Annotated in this window: 13 protein-coding genes and 1 pseudogene; all 14 read right to left on the bottom strand. The window is 39.2% G+C overall.

What is annotated here, in order from left to right; all coding sequences use genetic code 11:
* Positions 1-136, bottom strand: a pseudogene (locus tag Q1J64_RS00570) (IS110 family transposase); the annotation flags it as partial.
* A gap of 109 nt (positions 137-245) precedes the next feature.
* Complete coding sequence (locus Q1J64_RS00565; protein WP_301107145.1) at positions 246-701, bottom strand: DUF4274 domain-containing protein; 456 nt, start codon at positions 699-701, stop codon at positions 246-248.
* Between the two features lie 35 nt (positions 702-736).
* Positions 737-1,354, bottom strand: coding sequence for an AHH domain-containing protein (locus Q1J64_RS00560; protein ID WP_301107144.1), 618 nt, complete (start codon positions 1,352-1,354; stop codon positions 737-739).
* Positions 1,355-1,560: 206 nt separating this feature from the next.
* Complete coding sequence (locus tag Q1J64_RS00555) at positions 1,561-2,130, bottom strand: SMI1/KNR4 family protein (RefSeq protein WP_301107143.1); 570 nt, start codon at positions 2,128-2,130, stop codon at positions 1,561-1,563.
* A gap of 276 nt (positions 2,131-2,406) precedes the next feature.
* Positions 2,407-2,634, bottom strand: coding sequence for an EndoU domain-containing protein (locus Q1J64_RS00550; RefSeq protein ID WP_301107149.1), 228 nt, complete (start codon positions 2,632-2,634; stop codon positions 2,407-2,409).
* A gap of 30 nt (positions 2,635-2,664) precedes the next feature.
* Positions 2,665-3,093 (bottom strand): SMI1/KNR4 family protein, encoded by a 429-nt coding sequence (locus Q1J64_RS00545; protein WP_301107142.1) that lies wholly within the window; start codon positions 3,091-3,093, stop codon positions 2,665-2,667.
* Position 3,094: 1 nt separating this feature from the next.
* Positions 3,095-4,879, bottom strand: a complete 1,785-nt coding sequence (locus Q1J64_RS00540; RefSeq protein WP_301107141.1) for a ribonuclease YeeF family protein — start codon at positions 4,877-4,879, stop codon at positions 3,095-3,097.
* A gap of 152 nt (positions 4,880-5,031) precedes the next feature.
* Positions 5,032-5,199, bottom strand: a complete 168-nt coding sequence (locus Q1J64_RS00535; RefSeq protein WP_301107140.1) for a hypothetical protein — start codon at positions 5,197-5,199, stop codon at positions 5,032-5,034.
* A 37-nt stretch (positions 5,200-5,236) separates the two neighbouring features.
* Positions 5,237-6,616 (bottom strand): ribonuclease YeeF family protein, encoded by a 1,380-nt coding sequence (locus Q1J64_RS00530; RefSeq protein WP_301107139.1) that lies wholly within the window; start codon positions 6,614-6,616, stop codon positions 5,237-5,239.
* Positions 6,613-6,915 carry a YwqI/YxiC family protein gene (locus Q1J64_RS00525; protein WP_301107138.1) on the bottom strand — a complete coding sequence of 101 codons (303 nt, stop codon included), beginning with the start codon at positions 6,913-6,915 and terminating at the stop codon, positions 6,613-6,615. Before Q1J64_RS00525 ends, Q1J64_RS00530 begins: the two co-directional genes overlap by 4 nt.
* A gap of 38 nt (positions 6,916-6,953) precedes the next feature.
* Positions 6,954-7,298: a YwqH-like family protein gene (locus Q1J64_RS00520; RefSeq protein WP_301107137.1), complete on the bottom strand. Its 345-nt coding sequence runs from the start codon at positions 7,296-7,298 to the stop codon at positions 6,954-6,956.
* Positions 7,298-7,819: a type VII secretion EssA family protein gene (locus Q1J64_RS00515; protein ID WP_301107136.1), complete on the bottom strand. Its 522-nt coding sequence runs from the start codon at positions 7,817-7,819 to the stop codon at positions 7,298-7,300. Before Q1J64_RS00515 ends, Q1J64_RS00520 begins: the two co-directional genes overlap by 1 nt.
* 4 nt (positions 7,820-7,823) lie before the next feature.
* The gene (gene esaA, locus Q1J64_RS00510; RefSeq protein ID WP_301107135.1) at positions 7,824-10,646 is read right to left on the bottom strand and encodes a type VII secretion protein EsaA; all 2,823 of its coding nucleotides are present in this window, start codon (positions 10,644-10,646) and stop codon (positions 7,824-7,826) included.
* Positions 10,643-15,121 carry a type VII secretion protein EssC gene (gene essC, locus Q1J64_RS00505; RefSeq protein WP_301107148.1) on the bottom strand — a complete coding sequence of 1,493 codons (4,479 nt, stop codon included), beginning with the start codon at positions 15,119-15,121 and terminating at the stop codon, positions 10,643-10,645. Before essC ends, esaA begins: the two co-directional genes overlap by 4 nt.
* Positions 15,122-15,132: the final 11 nt, after the last annotated feature.

Genomic DNA, 15,132 nt, shown 5'->3' with positions numbered 1-15,132 from the left:
AATACACCGTTTTATTTTTCATCATACCATAGATAATTCTGACTAATCTTCTCATAATGCAGAGGAGGGCTTGTGACTTCGATTTCCCTTCTTTTAGCTTTTGTTGATAGTAAGAGTAAAACACAGGATTACGAGGGTTATCTCCATTCTCTAAATAAGAAGCGGTTTATTCGGCACTAGGTAGCCCCACACAAAAAAGTAACCTTGAAAGGCACTTTGCCTATCAAGGTTTCTAATAAATCACATCATATCTTAGGTATATCAATCTCTTTGCCTGGAGACTTACTAATTAAAACATCAGGAAGGTCTGGATTATTCTTTTTTAACTTATATTTTTGAATTTTTGTTAATTCAGGGTCAAAGGAAATGTCTTGTGATTTAAAGTCAAAGCTTAATAGTTTATTATAAATCTTTCTCAAAAAAACTTTCCATTCCTCTAATGAAGAACTTGAAATTTCATCTGAACTCTCTAACAAACGATAGCCGTCTGCATAATGGAACATTAGTAAACCTGTCCCTAAATCACAAGCCTCATTTTTAAAGATGACTGTTGGAACATCAAACCCACTATTCCAATTATAATTGGCAGCAAAGTAATGGAGTAATAAAGGTTCGTCTATATTCTTTAACTGGCTTACTACATAATCTTTATTTGTATTATAAAGTAACTGTTCAAGGAAAATAATATCTTTTTCATCCATAAATACTTACCCCCTTACCATATTTTTACATACAATTATTTTTCGAACTGTTTAAGCTTTCTTTCCCAAAGTTCTACTGTTGCACCTTGACTTGGGTACAAAGGTAAACCTTTCTCCTGTAATTTTCTTAGATTACTTTGTAACCCGTATACTTGTTTTTGTAAATTATCAACGTTTTGATTTATATCCATTCTGTTTAATGCTCTTTCAACTACTTCATTATAAACAGAATGATACCTCCTATGCCTAGACATGGTACTTATATCATTATCTAGCACTCTTAGAAAAATTCCGTTTGTTGAGTCATCAAAATTCATTCCAACTTTTTGTATAACAGAGTCTTTTGCCATTTCAGAAGGAATAATATGTTGTGCTTGATATCCACTCCATTTTGTAGAACGTTTAAGCCCCATATCTTCCAACATATTTTTTCCTAACTTATTAGAATCACCTCCTGTAACAACACCAGGTGTACCTGGAATAAGCCTATTAGCATTATCTATACCCTTAGCATCCAACTTCATTTTCACTTGGGAGATGAGTTGATCTCTCACGACAGGACCGTTCATCACATTATAAGGCACTCCGCCGGGCATGGCGACTTGCATTTGGAGGCCGTATGGAATTGGAATAGAAGCATTTGCATCCATCATAGTTGGGAAGCTGCCCATCGGCATTGCAATAAGGTACCTGCGAGAGAAACAAACACAAAAGCTCACTCATTCATGATTGTTTAAATTGTCACGAATGTTTAAACAAAAATAATAGTTTCTTGCACAGGTACCCTTAATTAAAAAAGAATCCTTGAGAGACATTAGCCAAACAAGGTTTCTGGATATAATACTTAAGCAACTTATCATCATTTCATTTTTTTAGATGCATTAGTTAGAAATGCATTTAACTTATTACTCATATTTAAATTAACATTTCCCAAATTATTTCCTTCGACATTTATCCTTTTAAAGTTCATTATAAAACTTTTGAAAGAGTCAGATACTAAATATATATTTTCTCCATCCATTTCGTGAAACCAAATATAGATTTTATTTTGTGTGTCATCTTTTATTCCAATACAAACTAAATCTCCTCCTGGTAAATCTGCAATAGGAATTAAATCAGCTGGTAATAAATCTTTATAAAAGTTTATCTTGTCCTCAATATTATTTTCATCATTATATAATCCATAAAATGAGTCTACTTCAAATTGCGTTAGCTTAATTTTATTTGACAAACCTTCTGGAGGAATAAAGTGATAATCTTCCTTGATATAATCATTACCATAATGTTGCAGATAAAATGAATAATCTTGAGGTAACTTCATATTATATTTTCCTTCTAGATTATTTATATGGTCTTCATTCCTACTAATTTCAATTTCTTTTACATCGAAATCAATTATTGTTTCTAGCTTTTTTTTAAATTGTTCCACTTTTTAGTACCCTCCCCGTAAATCTGATGCTGAACCAATATGCGGAATATTTCCATGCAAATCAGTTGGTATTAATTCTATTACTGCACTTGACTAAGTTGTGGTGTAACACCCGCTTGTTTTAATTACAGGAGTTACTCATTTTCTCTGCATAAAAATTGAACTATTCGTCACTGGGTATCTCCCACCAACAATAAAAAATACCTTGAAAGGCATTTAGCCAATCAAGGTGTTTGCTTGGAAACCAGGATGAATCTCTCTTGATACAAAATATCATTATTTGTACATACTATCTGGAAAAATCGTTCTTATCTCTCCATTTGTTTTGATTACGCCTACCCTAACACCATTGTATTCACCGAATACTGTTACACCATCAGCAATATTCTTGTGTCCAGGCATATTCGTTACATATTCTCCGGCTTTCCCTATATCTTCCTTATACCAATTTTCAGGAAACCATGCTTGACCAGTACCTGTTTGCTTCCCTTTACTCTTTTGAATATCTGTAAATTTTCTATTAGTAAACGTTAATTAACAATTAAAATACGCCTTCAAAAACTCACTAAACGAAGACCAACTTGCCTTTAACTCTCCTTTTAAAAGCAGTTCATCTCCACCCTCAAAATTAACTATATAAACGTTATCTGTTACAGTATCAAGCACTAATATAGCATTTGCTGACATTTCACTTAAAACCAGATACTGCTTCGGAAAACCGTGTTCTTTTCTAGAAATAAGTGTGTATGATTCAATATTATTTACTTCATCTACCATATCCAGTAATTCAAATGGTACAAATTCTTCCCAAAAGGGTCCTTCATACTGGTTATAAAATTCTTGGAAAGTATCTGATGCATCTACATCTAGCCTTATTAATGCATCCTTCACTAAATTTCTATCTTCCCGTATATATATTTCTTCTCCAAGAACTTCATCTAGTTTATCAGGCAAAATACTCATTTTATTTTCCTCCTAAAGCTTCTTTTCCTCGTATCTTCCAATAATTAATAGAATCTACTTTTTGAAACGCTCCTCTAGTTGTTTCATCCATTGGATAAGACGGGTTTAACTTTCCTTTATAAGGATGTAGTGGAGCTCTTTTAGCATTACTGATATTATGATACCTAGTTGAAGCTTCATATAATGGTCCAACACCTTTTTGTTGTGAATGATGCAATGTTGCAACACTACCTGCATCATCAAGAATAGGAGCAAGACCGTACTTCGCCGATGCTTCAGCATTTGTAAACCCACGACCTTTTTTCGCCCCTTTTGTTCGGACCATATCCCAATTAACATCTCCTCTTTGGTATACTTTATAAGTAAATCCTGTACCATCTTTACCTGCATTATATTCTACACTTCGAGTAAAATATTTATTGTTCTTATAGTCTTTTAGGTGTTGATAAGTTTCTTTACCCCCACCCTTAACACCCAACTCCATTTTCACTTGGGAGATGAGTTGATCTCTCACGACAGGACCGTTCATCACATTATAAGGCACTCCGCCGGGCATGGCGACTTGCATTTGGGGGCCGTATGGAAACAGGTTGGCTAATTTCGGCGAGTTGAGAGCATTTTGTGTAGCTATTGTCCCTTTTTGTACTGCGGCTTTCGTTGAAGTGAGGCCTGTTTTCGCAACAGCACCTGCCCCTTTTGTTCCGACAACTGAAGTAACGGTTGTACCGATAGCGTAGGAGAACCAATGGGAACGGGAATAGGCATCGCCGTTTGTGACATCCCGTTCATAAGATTCCACAATGGCCGTCTTTAGATAATCGAACGTCTCCACTGGATGTGAAACGGCATGGACCATCCCTCCGATTGTTTCTTTAGGTTTCGTGAAAAGATCCCAGATACCTGTCACAAGATCTTTTCCTACATCGTATAGTCCTGTTCCTACGCCCTGTGCGATTTCAACACCTGTGTTTACTGATCCGCTGACTTTTTCATCGGACATGTCACCGGACGGTGCGATGCAGATCAGATTTCCGTCAAATTGTTCCGGTCCGTATGGAATTGGAATAGAAGCATTTCCATTCATCATGGTTGGAAGGCTGCCCATCGGCATTGTCCTTGCGATGAGGTCTTTCCATAATGTATTTCCAGTCGTTAAGGCTGCCCATTGATCTGCCGGGAAATTGATATCTGTCAGTCCCGATGTAAACAGACCTTGAATATCTGAAAGCCATATCTCCATGGTTGCCAGATCCTGCTCAATTGTCGAAAGAGCATTCGTTTGGGATGCATCGAATTCATATAATCTGGTATTTGTGTCATCCCGCTTTATTTTCGCTTGGTGTACCCCTTCTGACACTTCGCGATCGTTTAGATGGGGCAAGGAAACGATATCCGCCACCTGATCCATAATACTGTTTGCCTCATCCGTCATACTTTCGGTCACCCTTGCGATGTCCGTTAAGCCGTATTCTATTTCCCCCTCCAGAAAACTCTCCCGGATAAATCCGAAAGAGACCGGCTCAAAGGAATACAGCGCTGCTTCCATAGAAGTCAAGGTTTGAATGAATGTTTCTTGAAAGGTCTTAAAGAAAAGAAGAAACGGCAAATGGCATTCCGCATAGAATTCACGGACTGCATCTCCGCCTTTTCCTTTCAATGACTCATCCATCGAAACGAATTCCTCAACTGAAAGGAAGATGGAATCTATTTCATTCTGTAACCGGTTCAACATGTTAACGTTCTGTTCTACCCCTTCTTGAAATAAATCAACATCCAGTACTTTCAATGATTTCACCCCAACATGCAATATAATATTGAATTTACCATCGTAACTAAAGGTTTCATTCCATTTTTGTGGATGGAATAAATTCAAGGTGGATGCAAATTTTATTATGGATACATCCAGTTTCTATTTCGTACACATGAATTGAAATGTCATTATCTTAATATCGGAAAAAAGTAATCCAGCGCCAAGACAATCACTACTATGACAATAATTTCAATTATCGTCCCTAACGCAGTCGATTTCTCTTCCCCTTTTTTCCAAATATGATTCTTCACGATAATAAAAATTGTGAAAAGAATAATGATTTGAATCGGTCCCATACCGTACCTCCTCTACTAAAGCATCCCTACTTGCCGATTAGTTCACTTCCCATTTATGTGGAGTGACTTCACCTTTCGGGCTAATTTCGAAACGGACCCTTTTTGACCATTTATCTCCATCTTCACTTATATATAGAATCACTGTTTTTGAACCTACGGCAGGAACTGAGGTGCCAATAAGTTCACCCCAAACAGGAATCTTTTTCTGAATTTCATATGAACCAATCGTTTTGGCTCCTGAACCTACTTTTGGGGCTTTCTTATTTATGATGTCCGCAGCTTTATTGGCGCCTGGAATTTTACCAAGTACCTTAAAAACCCCACCCGTTCCAATTAGATTGGCTGTCGTCTGGGCTGCTTTACCCGCGAAGTAGTTGAACTGCCCCTGCTCAGCTCCCTGTGTATAATAATGTAAATTCGGGTTATCTTTAAAAACCATAAAATTACCGTCTCTTACAGTGTAATGAACGTCATACCCGTATAAATCAATCTTATCCGTCTTCACACCCAAATCTTGATAATTAATCGAGCTGCCTGTACTGATAACATGATTGCCATCATTGCTTTGCCATGAAATATTTCCATTGGCCAGCTCTTCTAAAGGCTTGTCGACGGTACTGATTCTATCTTTAGCAGTTGTGGTACCCGCCATTTTTTTCATTCCTTTGAGATCATTCAGATTGAAATAGCCATTTCCGACTTCCTTTTTCTCACCGCTCGTCAACATACTGCCTACGGGTGATAAGCGATGCTCTGTAACAATCTGTAAGGGAGTCGTTGGAGCATATTTTGCCCACATGTCTGCCGGGAAAGATATATCTGTTAAATTTTCTTGCATTAAGGACTGGATATCCATTAGCCAAAGCTCCAATGTCATCAAATCTGATTCCACGCTGGTTAAAGCATTTGTTTGAGAAGAATCAAACATATTAACATCTGCAACAGTGTCATCTCGATTCTTTTTTGCAGATTTCACCCCTTTTTGTACATCTCCGTCATGTAGCAGAGGGAGGGAAATAATATCAGAAACTTTACCCATAATGACATTGGCTTCATCAGTCAGGCTTTCCGTCAACTTCGCAATCTCTGTAAGTCCGGCTTCTACTTCACCTTCCAAAAAGCTGACTTGGATATATCCATCCGAATTGGGTTCAAGTGCATCAAGTGCAGATTTCATTTGTGTAAGGGTACTATTGAAGTTGCTATTAAATAGAGACAGAAATTGAAGGAATGGTAAATGACATTCATTATAAAATGATCTGATTGCATTGCCTCCCTTTCCTTTCAGTGACTCTTCCATACCAACTAGTTTTTCTATAGAGGATTCGATCTTTTTAGTATCTGTTTGAAGACGGTCCAGTAAATCTATATTGGTTTTAATTCCTTCCGTAAATGTACTGACCTTCACTATTTTCATTTCATTGCACTCCCCCTGCCGGATGCTGCAGCGCTAACACCGGCAGCTACTTTCTCGTCTGATTCACGGATGAATTGAACGGATTTCTCAGTTGTTTGAATATTATTTATCAGCAGCTTTTGATAACTTGCCAAAAGTGATTCTAACTGCGTGGACAACTCTGTCAGTTTCGTAACAACATCCAACGCATTTCCTGTAATGGGGGGAGCCGCTTTTGGATCCAGCGCTTCGATAGCCCCCTGCATCTCACTTAATTGATTTTCTACATCCGCATAAACGATTTTCATTTCTGTTGACACGCCTATTCCTCCCATACATCAGATTATTGAGTTGCATTTTACTTCCGTGCTTCCATTTCGGCAAGTAATCTGTCAATCGTTTGCTGAATAGATGCAATTTCGGCGATTAATTCTGTAATCTTCGTCATAATTGCATTAAATACTTTTTCAAATTGTTCCCCTGTAATCTCCAGATAAGGCGAGTGAATACCCGAATTCCGTATATCCTCAAAATCATTAGCATGTTTCCCCTGCCAAGTCATCGTTGTCAATTCCGGATCCAAGCATTTCCACGCATTATCAGTAAACTCGCTTTGTATCGTTTGCAACTCGCCCTGACATGCATTTAACCGTTCTACATCCCTTTGTTTTTTTGCTTTCAAGGCATAGTAGTAAAAAAGCATTATCGCTTCCCCCATTTCCTTTCATCATTAGAAGATACTTGAACTAATTTAGGAACGAAAAAAATGAACATTATGACCAAACTAAGTGTAATTAAACCTAGAAAAATGAGTGTCCTAAGATTATTTCTATTCGGGGAACTATCAGGGATTTGAGTTATAGGTTTCTCTTGCAATCCGGATTTCCCTTTTGTAAATAATCCAATTTCAAGAGATTTCGCAGCAACAGTGCTTTTGCCCCCACGAACAACCTCTTGAAATAAATAGGATGTATCCCCCTTTTCAGGAAGCTTCCTGCTGCCATCAAACTGAATTTCAAATTGCCTATTGGTTATTGTGTTCTTCATTTCTATTTTCCCATCATCGTGCAAGTAATCCGTGTTCTTTTTAAATTTCAGCTTTTCGTAGATGACTGGCTCCAAATCATTTATTGTATCATTGGAATCGACAAGCCCCACCAAAGGTGCGGCTTGCCACATAAGCATGGACATTACAATTACCACAATCATTGTTTTCACTTTCATACGCTTATTCCACCATGGAAGTTTCAACTTCCCGATTCCTATTAAGGAAATAGGAGATTACTAACATAACGGCAGCCACCATTGCCGTAATGACAATTCCCCATATAAACTGGGTTTCGGGTTCATATTTAATAGAATTGAAAACTCCAGATAGAATATCTGGAATTTTTATATCTGGAACACCAAGAATTAATAATGGACTAATATACATGCACATTAGGACAATGCCCGCAAGCCATCCCGTGGTTTGGCTGAAGTCAAGTGCTGCACCTATAAGGGCGGCTCCAGCCAGTAATAATAGAATCGTAAAAATAGTCCATTCAATGGCACGGTCATCTCTTAAAATATACATATTTACGCTATATAGGCTGATGATCAGACCCACGAGTAAAGACAGGAAACCGATCAGCCCAAAATTCATCCAGGTGGTGCCCGTTTTATAACGATGACTAAAGAATCCTATCAAAAGACTGCTAATCAGCAAAATGATAAAAAGAATCACTGGCGGAACTTTTTTCACTTCCTCTGTCGTCGTCGCTTCGCCTTTTAACTCCAATGGGTTCACAAAATGGTTGAATGCATATCCATTTTCTTGACCATCTACATACGTATTCGCAAGAAATGACTGTATATCCCCTTTGAAAGTGGACATGGCACTAATATTCGTTTCCCATTTATCACTGAATACAGTGGATGTATCTTTTATATCATTCGCTTTTCCATATAAATCCACAGCGTAATTGACGAGTCCATTCTGTCTTTCGGATAAGGAAGTCATTACACTGCTCAATGAAACAAGTTGAGTGCCGACGTTTTGCTGTCCTGCGATTACTTGCCCCTCTCCAACGGTTTCAACAGGTTCCCCTTCAGTGGAGTTAATATGCGCGAGCAATGAAGTTGCTTGATTGTTCAAAGAATCCAAGTCATTTTGCAGTTCCACATGCTGTTCTTCCATTGTCGTTTCATAGCCGGACATAATGGCAGCGAAAGTAGAACTTAAATTGCTCATTCCTAGCTCAGCTTCAGGAATACCGTTCCCTACTGAATTCCATCCTTCCAGTTCCTCTTCCCTGATGTCAACGATACTTTCCAAAAGTGTTGTCAAAATCTCATCCTTTAATAGCTCGTCTCTTTGTGCACCCTGATGCCGTTCATCTAATGTGAATGCAAATTGTTGCAATTTCGAATAATAAGCCATAAGCGAGGATGTTTTACTGTTAGCAGGACCCTGGTTAAAAAGCTTCTCCAATTGCTTTTTCTTGTCTGCACTTAGGGCAGCATGGTTTAGCAAGGAAGATTCTTTCATCTTTATTTCATACAATAAACTGACTTGATCCGGCGAATTGTTTTTCAAAATAGATTGAACCGATTGGTATTTTCCATTTAATGCTTCATAGTTTTCATAGAGATCACCGAACTCTGAGGTGGCTGTTTTATAATCTGTGACATCCCCGGAACTTACACCGCTCCAACTTTTGTCTTTACTTGCAATAGAATCTTTTACATCCTGTAGCTTGGTTTCGAGCTGTGTGATTTCCGATGAAATTTGTGTACCTATTTCATCGTCTCCCACTATTGTTTTTAATGCTGCAAGCTCTGTTATGAGTTTAGTGATATTTTGTTGTTCACCTATCAGATCCGGCAATGCCCTGGCGTTTTTTTCCTGAGTCTTACTGGACAGACCATCCCTGATCGTTTGCCATTTTTTTTGATGCGGAAGTCCATCCACATCTCCCGGCACGGTTTGGTCCGATCCATTTTTCCCGTCAGCCATCGCCTTTTCTAACTTTCTTAATAAGGTCTCATTATAACGGTCGATTGCCGCTCCCTGAACAGCCAGGAGTTCGTTCACTTGCCTATCGACTTGTTGTTTGCGTAATTCCGATAGCGCATCGAATTTTGCTTTATTCTCATCGATGACGTTATTCACTTCATTGATTTTTGTATTCAGCTCTTTATTATTCGCTTTAAGGGCAAGAGCAGATTCATTAAAACGTTGCATTTGCGAAGCCGCAGTATTTTGTATTTTCTCAAGACTGTTATTTTGCATTTGAAGCAGAATTTCTTTTTGTTGTCCCTGAAAGCCTTTGTATTGCTCAACGTAGTTTACAAATTCATTCAATTGCTTTCCGAATGTATCTGTATCTCTAATTCTGGATTCATGGTCACCATTTGCATTACCTATACTTGAACGAAGCTCTTCCATCCCCTCTTTCTGTTGTTTCATCTTAGCGGCAAGTGTCTCTGAACCTGGTTTATAGTAAGTGGACATCACATCCAGGAACTCGGTTTCTTTATCTAAGATATTCGTAAATTCCTTTTTAATATGATCCATTTCAAGTGCTACATAACTCCAATATAAAGTAGAGATTTTTTCGTTCACCCTGTTGGTCGCCTTATCAATTTCACGTAAGGCTTTCTCTTTTTGGGCTCCATTCTTCTGCCGTTGCACTTGATAGGAGAATTCAGCTTTTTTCGGATTTTGTTGATCGTAGGACAAGATATTTTCCGAGAAATCGGATGGAATATAGACAATCGCCTCATACTGTCTGGACTTCAATCCATTGGTTGCTGTCCCCCGCCCCATCACTTTCCATTCATACGGCGAATCTTCGGATAGGATGGAAACAACTTCCTTCCCCATTTCAATCGATTCTCCCTCTTTTGCATCCCCAAGGTCTTCATTGACAATTGCAATGATCCGCTTCTGCTTTCCATCCTTGTGGAAGAGGCTGCCACCCAACAATTGAAAAAATAGTATTGGCACGGCAATAATTAATAGGATACCAGCTATTAGTCCAATCTGTTTTCTCTTACTGCTGTTCATTGCACAATCTTCCTCTCCAACTTACATAAAGGTGTTAATATTTTTTTGTCATGCCCATTCAAAATGTAATGAGCATAGCCCATCGGTAATTCCGGTTCTTTTCGTTCATATGCAACTGTAAACAGAGTTTGTTCGGACTTCTTCATGAAGAGAAAAGCTTGTCTAATTAATTTCAGCTCATTGGTAAATGAATCATACCCTTTTGTAATTTCTGCGTTACTAACGGATACAATCACGTTCAATCCTAAATGAGTGTATTTTTTCATCAGTTTAGACAACCGATCTTGTATACTACTATCCACCGTCTGTAAAAATCTTGTATAACCATCAATGATGAAATAAGAAGGTATGATTTTGACAGGTCCAGTCCCCTGTTGGAGATGTTCCACATATGCCACTTCCGCTTGTTCAAAGTATAGTTCTACTGCATTCAGCCATTCAGCCAGTTGCTCCTTTGTTTCCAAATAGTCAACGGCATCATCTTGTCTGAAAGTTGACAAGGCACGATCGAAGGAGTCAAAAATGCCAATAAAACCTTTTTCCTGTTCTGCTAATGCGTGCAGCATAACTTTTAATAGATTCGTTTTACCACGCTGCTGACCTATCAGTAAACAGTGATTATTTTTAATGAAATCGACCGTGACAGGCTCGACAATTTCTTCGTCCAGCCCAATAGGAATCTGTCCATTTTGTTGGGTGCTATCGATATACGCTTCAAAATTGTCCGTTGTCAATTCAAGAGGAAGCATCGGGATGGCTGTCGCTGATTTATATTCTTTATACTTCTCTTTGATTGATCGAACCTTTTCCTTCACTGATTCAAGAACCTCCCAATCCGACTCCCCTTCTGCCGGCAAGAACAGTTGAGCGAAAAACGCTTCTTCCTTTTTAATGACCACCCGTCCAGGGAATGGCTCCAAATCAAACGGGAAACGACCTGCGACAGTAAAGGCTTCAGAAGAATCCATTAAATAGTGAACAATCTTTGTTTTAAGATTGTTCATTAGTGATTGTCGAACGGACTGTGCACGTGTTGCGCTTACAAACAGATAAATGCCAAGCGCCTGTCCATCGCGACCAAATTGATTCATCAACATTTCAGTTTCTTCCATCTCTTCTCTGACAATATCGTAGTTATCAATGACGATATACCATAGTGGAAACGGGTTAGAATCTACATTATTGTACATTCTGATATTACTCACTTCGGCTTGTTGAAACGCACGTTTCCGCCGGGAAATTTCATTGGCTATGAGCTTAAGCAGTTTCTGGCGCTTTAAATCTTCGCCTAACGTAAGGTAGTCGGCAGTATGTGGAAGCTGACGCAGCGGCAACATGGAACCATTACCATAATCAAGAATATAAAAATTTGTTTCTTCAGGACTTTTGATGTCACTAATACGCAACATCAAATTAAGAAGTGTATTCGATTTTCCATACCCTGGAGAACCGAACACGCCGATATTTCCATCTTCCATTAAATGATAGGATATCTGAGTCTGGCTCTGTTTTTCCGGTTCATCAATTAATCCGATCGGAACTTGTAATGGAGAAGCATTCTGATGATCATCGCGCACAATTCTCATCGGTAGCGGCGGCAACCAAGGGCTGGGTAATTTCACAACTTCGAGCCTTTGCTGTGTCTGAACGATCAGATTTGCAACCGCCTCTATCTCCGTCATTTTGGATTTCTTCTTATTAGGGCTGGTTTCAATACCCGATAGTGGATACAACCCCAGATCTGTCACGATTGCGACTTCCTCTTCCCCTTCAAATGTTTCTTCCAAATAAGGTGCCCCACTCCAAGCAGATTGGAATAATTCATAAACTTCATTATTTCCGACTTGTAGATATCCTCTGCCCGTCACGGTAATGGAGGCTGCATCATTATTTTTCAATATTTCTTTACTATCCGATGTATCCTGCACTTTCAACGCGACACGGAACCTGGCGTTACTCCAGATTTGCTCATCGATGATCCCCCCTGGCTTTTGGGTAGCCAAAATGAGGTGTACACCGAGGCTACGTCCAATCCGTGCTGTACTGACAAGTTCTCGGATGAATTCAGGCTCTTCACTTTTCAACTCGGCAAACTCATCTGATATTAGGAATAGATGCGGTAAAGGTTCCGCTGCTATCTCTTCTTTGTATAATGTCGTGTACTGATCAATATGGGTCACCTCGTACTTATCAAAAAGGCGCTGTCTACGCTTCAGTTCACTATTGATCGATGCCAGTGCACGCATACTGAAGTTTTTGCTTCCTTCAATATTCGTAATGGTTCCTAAAAGGTGCGGAATATTTTTAAACGGTTGGGCCATTCCCCCGCCTTTGTAATCGATTAGCAGGAAGGCGACTTCATAAGGATGGAAATTCACCGCAAGTGACAAAATGAATGTCTGTAGAAATTCACTTTTCCCAGAACCCGTTGTTCCCGCAAGGAGCCCGTGTGGTCCATGCGCCTTTTCATGCAGGTTCAAGTGGACCAAGTCCGTTTTCCCTTTAAAACCTACGGGTACAGCTAATGATTTTGATGATTCGTTCGTCAACCAGTACTGCTCAACAGGTAATTCCTCTACCTCTTTCACACCATACATTTCAAGAAAACCGACAGAGTTCGGAATGGAATTCGTCATCCCGACTTGATGGTTCAACGTCTTTAACATTCTTGCAAACCGCTCATTTGTTCCTTCGTCATTATCATCCAACATGAACGGGGTATGGACCGCTTTCTTTGCATCAATGATAATCTCCCCTTCACGTTCATTGACATAACGAACAAGCGTATGTACGTTCTCGACCATCCGCTCCTGTGCAGTCGAAGTGAAAATTACTGATATCCCGAGTTCTTCATGGTTTTTCCCTTCCAGGTACTCCAAGATAATATGTTCAGCTATTAAATGATAATCAGAGACGATAAATATCAGATGGGGAGAGAAAATTACTTTCCCTTTGTCTTCATCCACATCCCGCTCGCGGATAATTTCGTAAATCGAAGATAGAAGCTGATCACGTGTTTGTTCGTTATGAATGAACCCTTTCGCATGCATATGCGGCAATGTGAAATGCGGCAGCCACTTCATCCAACTCACTTTCGGATAATCACTATTTTTAAAAACATAGATGAAACGAATATCATGATAACTGTGGAAAAACGCGAGTTGACCAACAATTTGATTAAGTTCTCTACGAACTATGGATTCCTTTCCAATCAACCCCAGGATCCCTTTGGATAACCCGGCACCAATCGGTGTATTGGTAATTTCTTTAAAAACTGATTCGATACGTTGTGACTGTTCCAGCAAATCATCAATCTCTCTATTTGCCAAATCACCCGAAGACAGCGAGATTGTATAACTGGATGGGACATCACCAGTACCCAGTCTAAACTCAAGTGAATCATGGCTATCCAATGTTTTCTCCCAAATTCTGCCCGATAATTGACTTGTCATATACTTCATCTGTTTAAAGGAAGGATAATGGAAATCAAGTACATCCTTCTGTTTTTTGGAAAGTCCATACAATTCTTCACGCATATTTTTAAGATACGCTGTATAGACACGTTTTCTTTTTTCTGCATTCAATTTTCTTCTTTTTTTATCCTTGAAATATTGGACTGTTGATGTGACCAAAGTCATCATAAACATCGATAAAGAAACGATGATAAAAACACCCCGTGGGATAAATACTGCCACGAGCCCTAACACAATGAGCATGACAAGGGGCGGGGTAATGATAAGCCATAGCCCTCTCCCCGTATCTTCGCTCTCCTGTAACGGGAAAGTAAGGGAAACCTTATCCGTGGGCAAGTCATAAATCATCCTTGGCGTCCTTTTGTATGCCGGGTACATTTTTGCCATTTCAGATCTCGGAATTTCGAATTCAGGTAACGTTGTGCTGAACTCCGTAACAGAATGAACCTCAAGAACATCTTCATCTACTAAATGCATTTCCATGAGTGCCCATTGAATGACATCGCCAAGGTGTACAATTGGATTGCCCTCCTTTAGCTCACCATTCACATACAGGCTGCATTCCTTCCCCTGCTCTATTCTCCATCCCTCAGACGTTTTAAGTAATGAAAAATGACTGTTTCTGATAGGAGGAATATCATCTCCAAAACGATTGATTGTTGCGGTATCATCTTTAATACCGAACGAGATATCCCTTTCGTAACCTATGTAGCAGGTCTTTTTACGACGAAGTGCCGAGGTAATATAAAGATCTAAAACCCGCCCTTTTCTTGGTATGGATACGACTTCATCCTTCGTTAAAAAACCCAGTCTCTTCCCATCCTCAAGAACAGCAAAGCCATCCTTTCCTTCCACAAGCACCATGGGACCATTTGGAAAGGGGAACGTCTGAATCGTTACATTATCCTCAATCGAATTACTAATACTTAAACTTTTAAATTCATATTCATTTATCTCGACACGTTGATAATGCCGATCACAATAGAGCCAAAGTTCCATCACAGCGTTCACCT

The organism is Sporosarcina sp. (assembly GCF_029257255.1).
Lineage (GTDB): Bacteria > Bacillota > Bacilli > Bacillales_A > Planococcaceae > Sporosarcina.
Note: the sequence above shows the minus strand (reverse complement) of the source record. Positions and strands in the feature narration are given on the sequence as shown.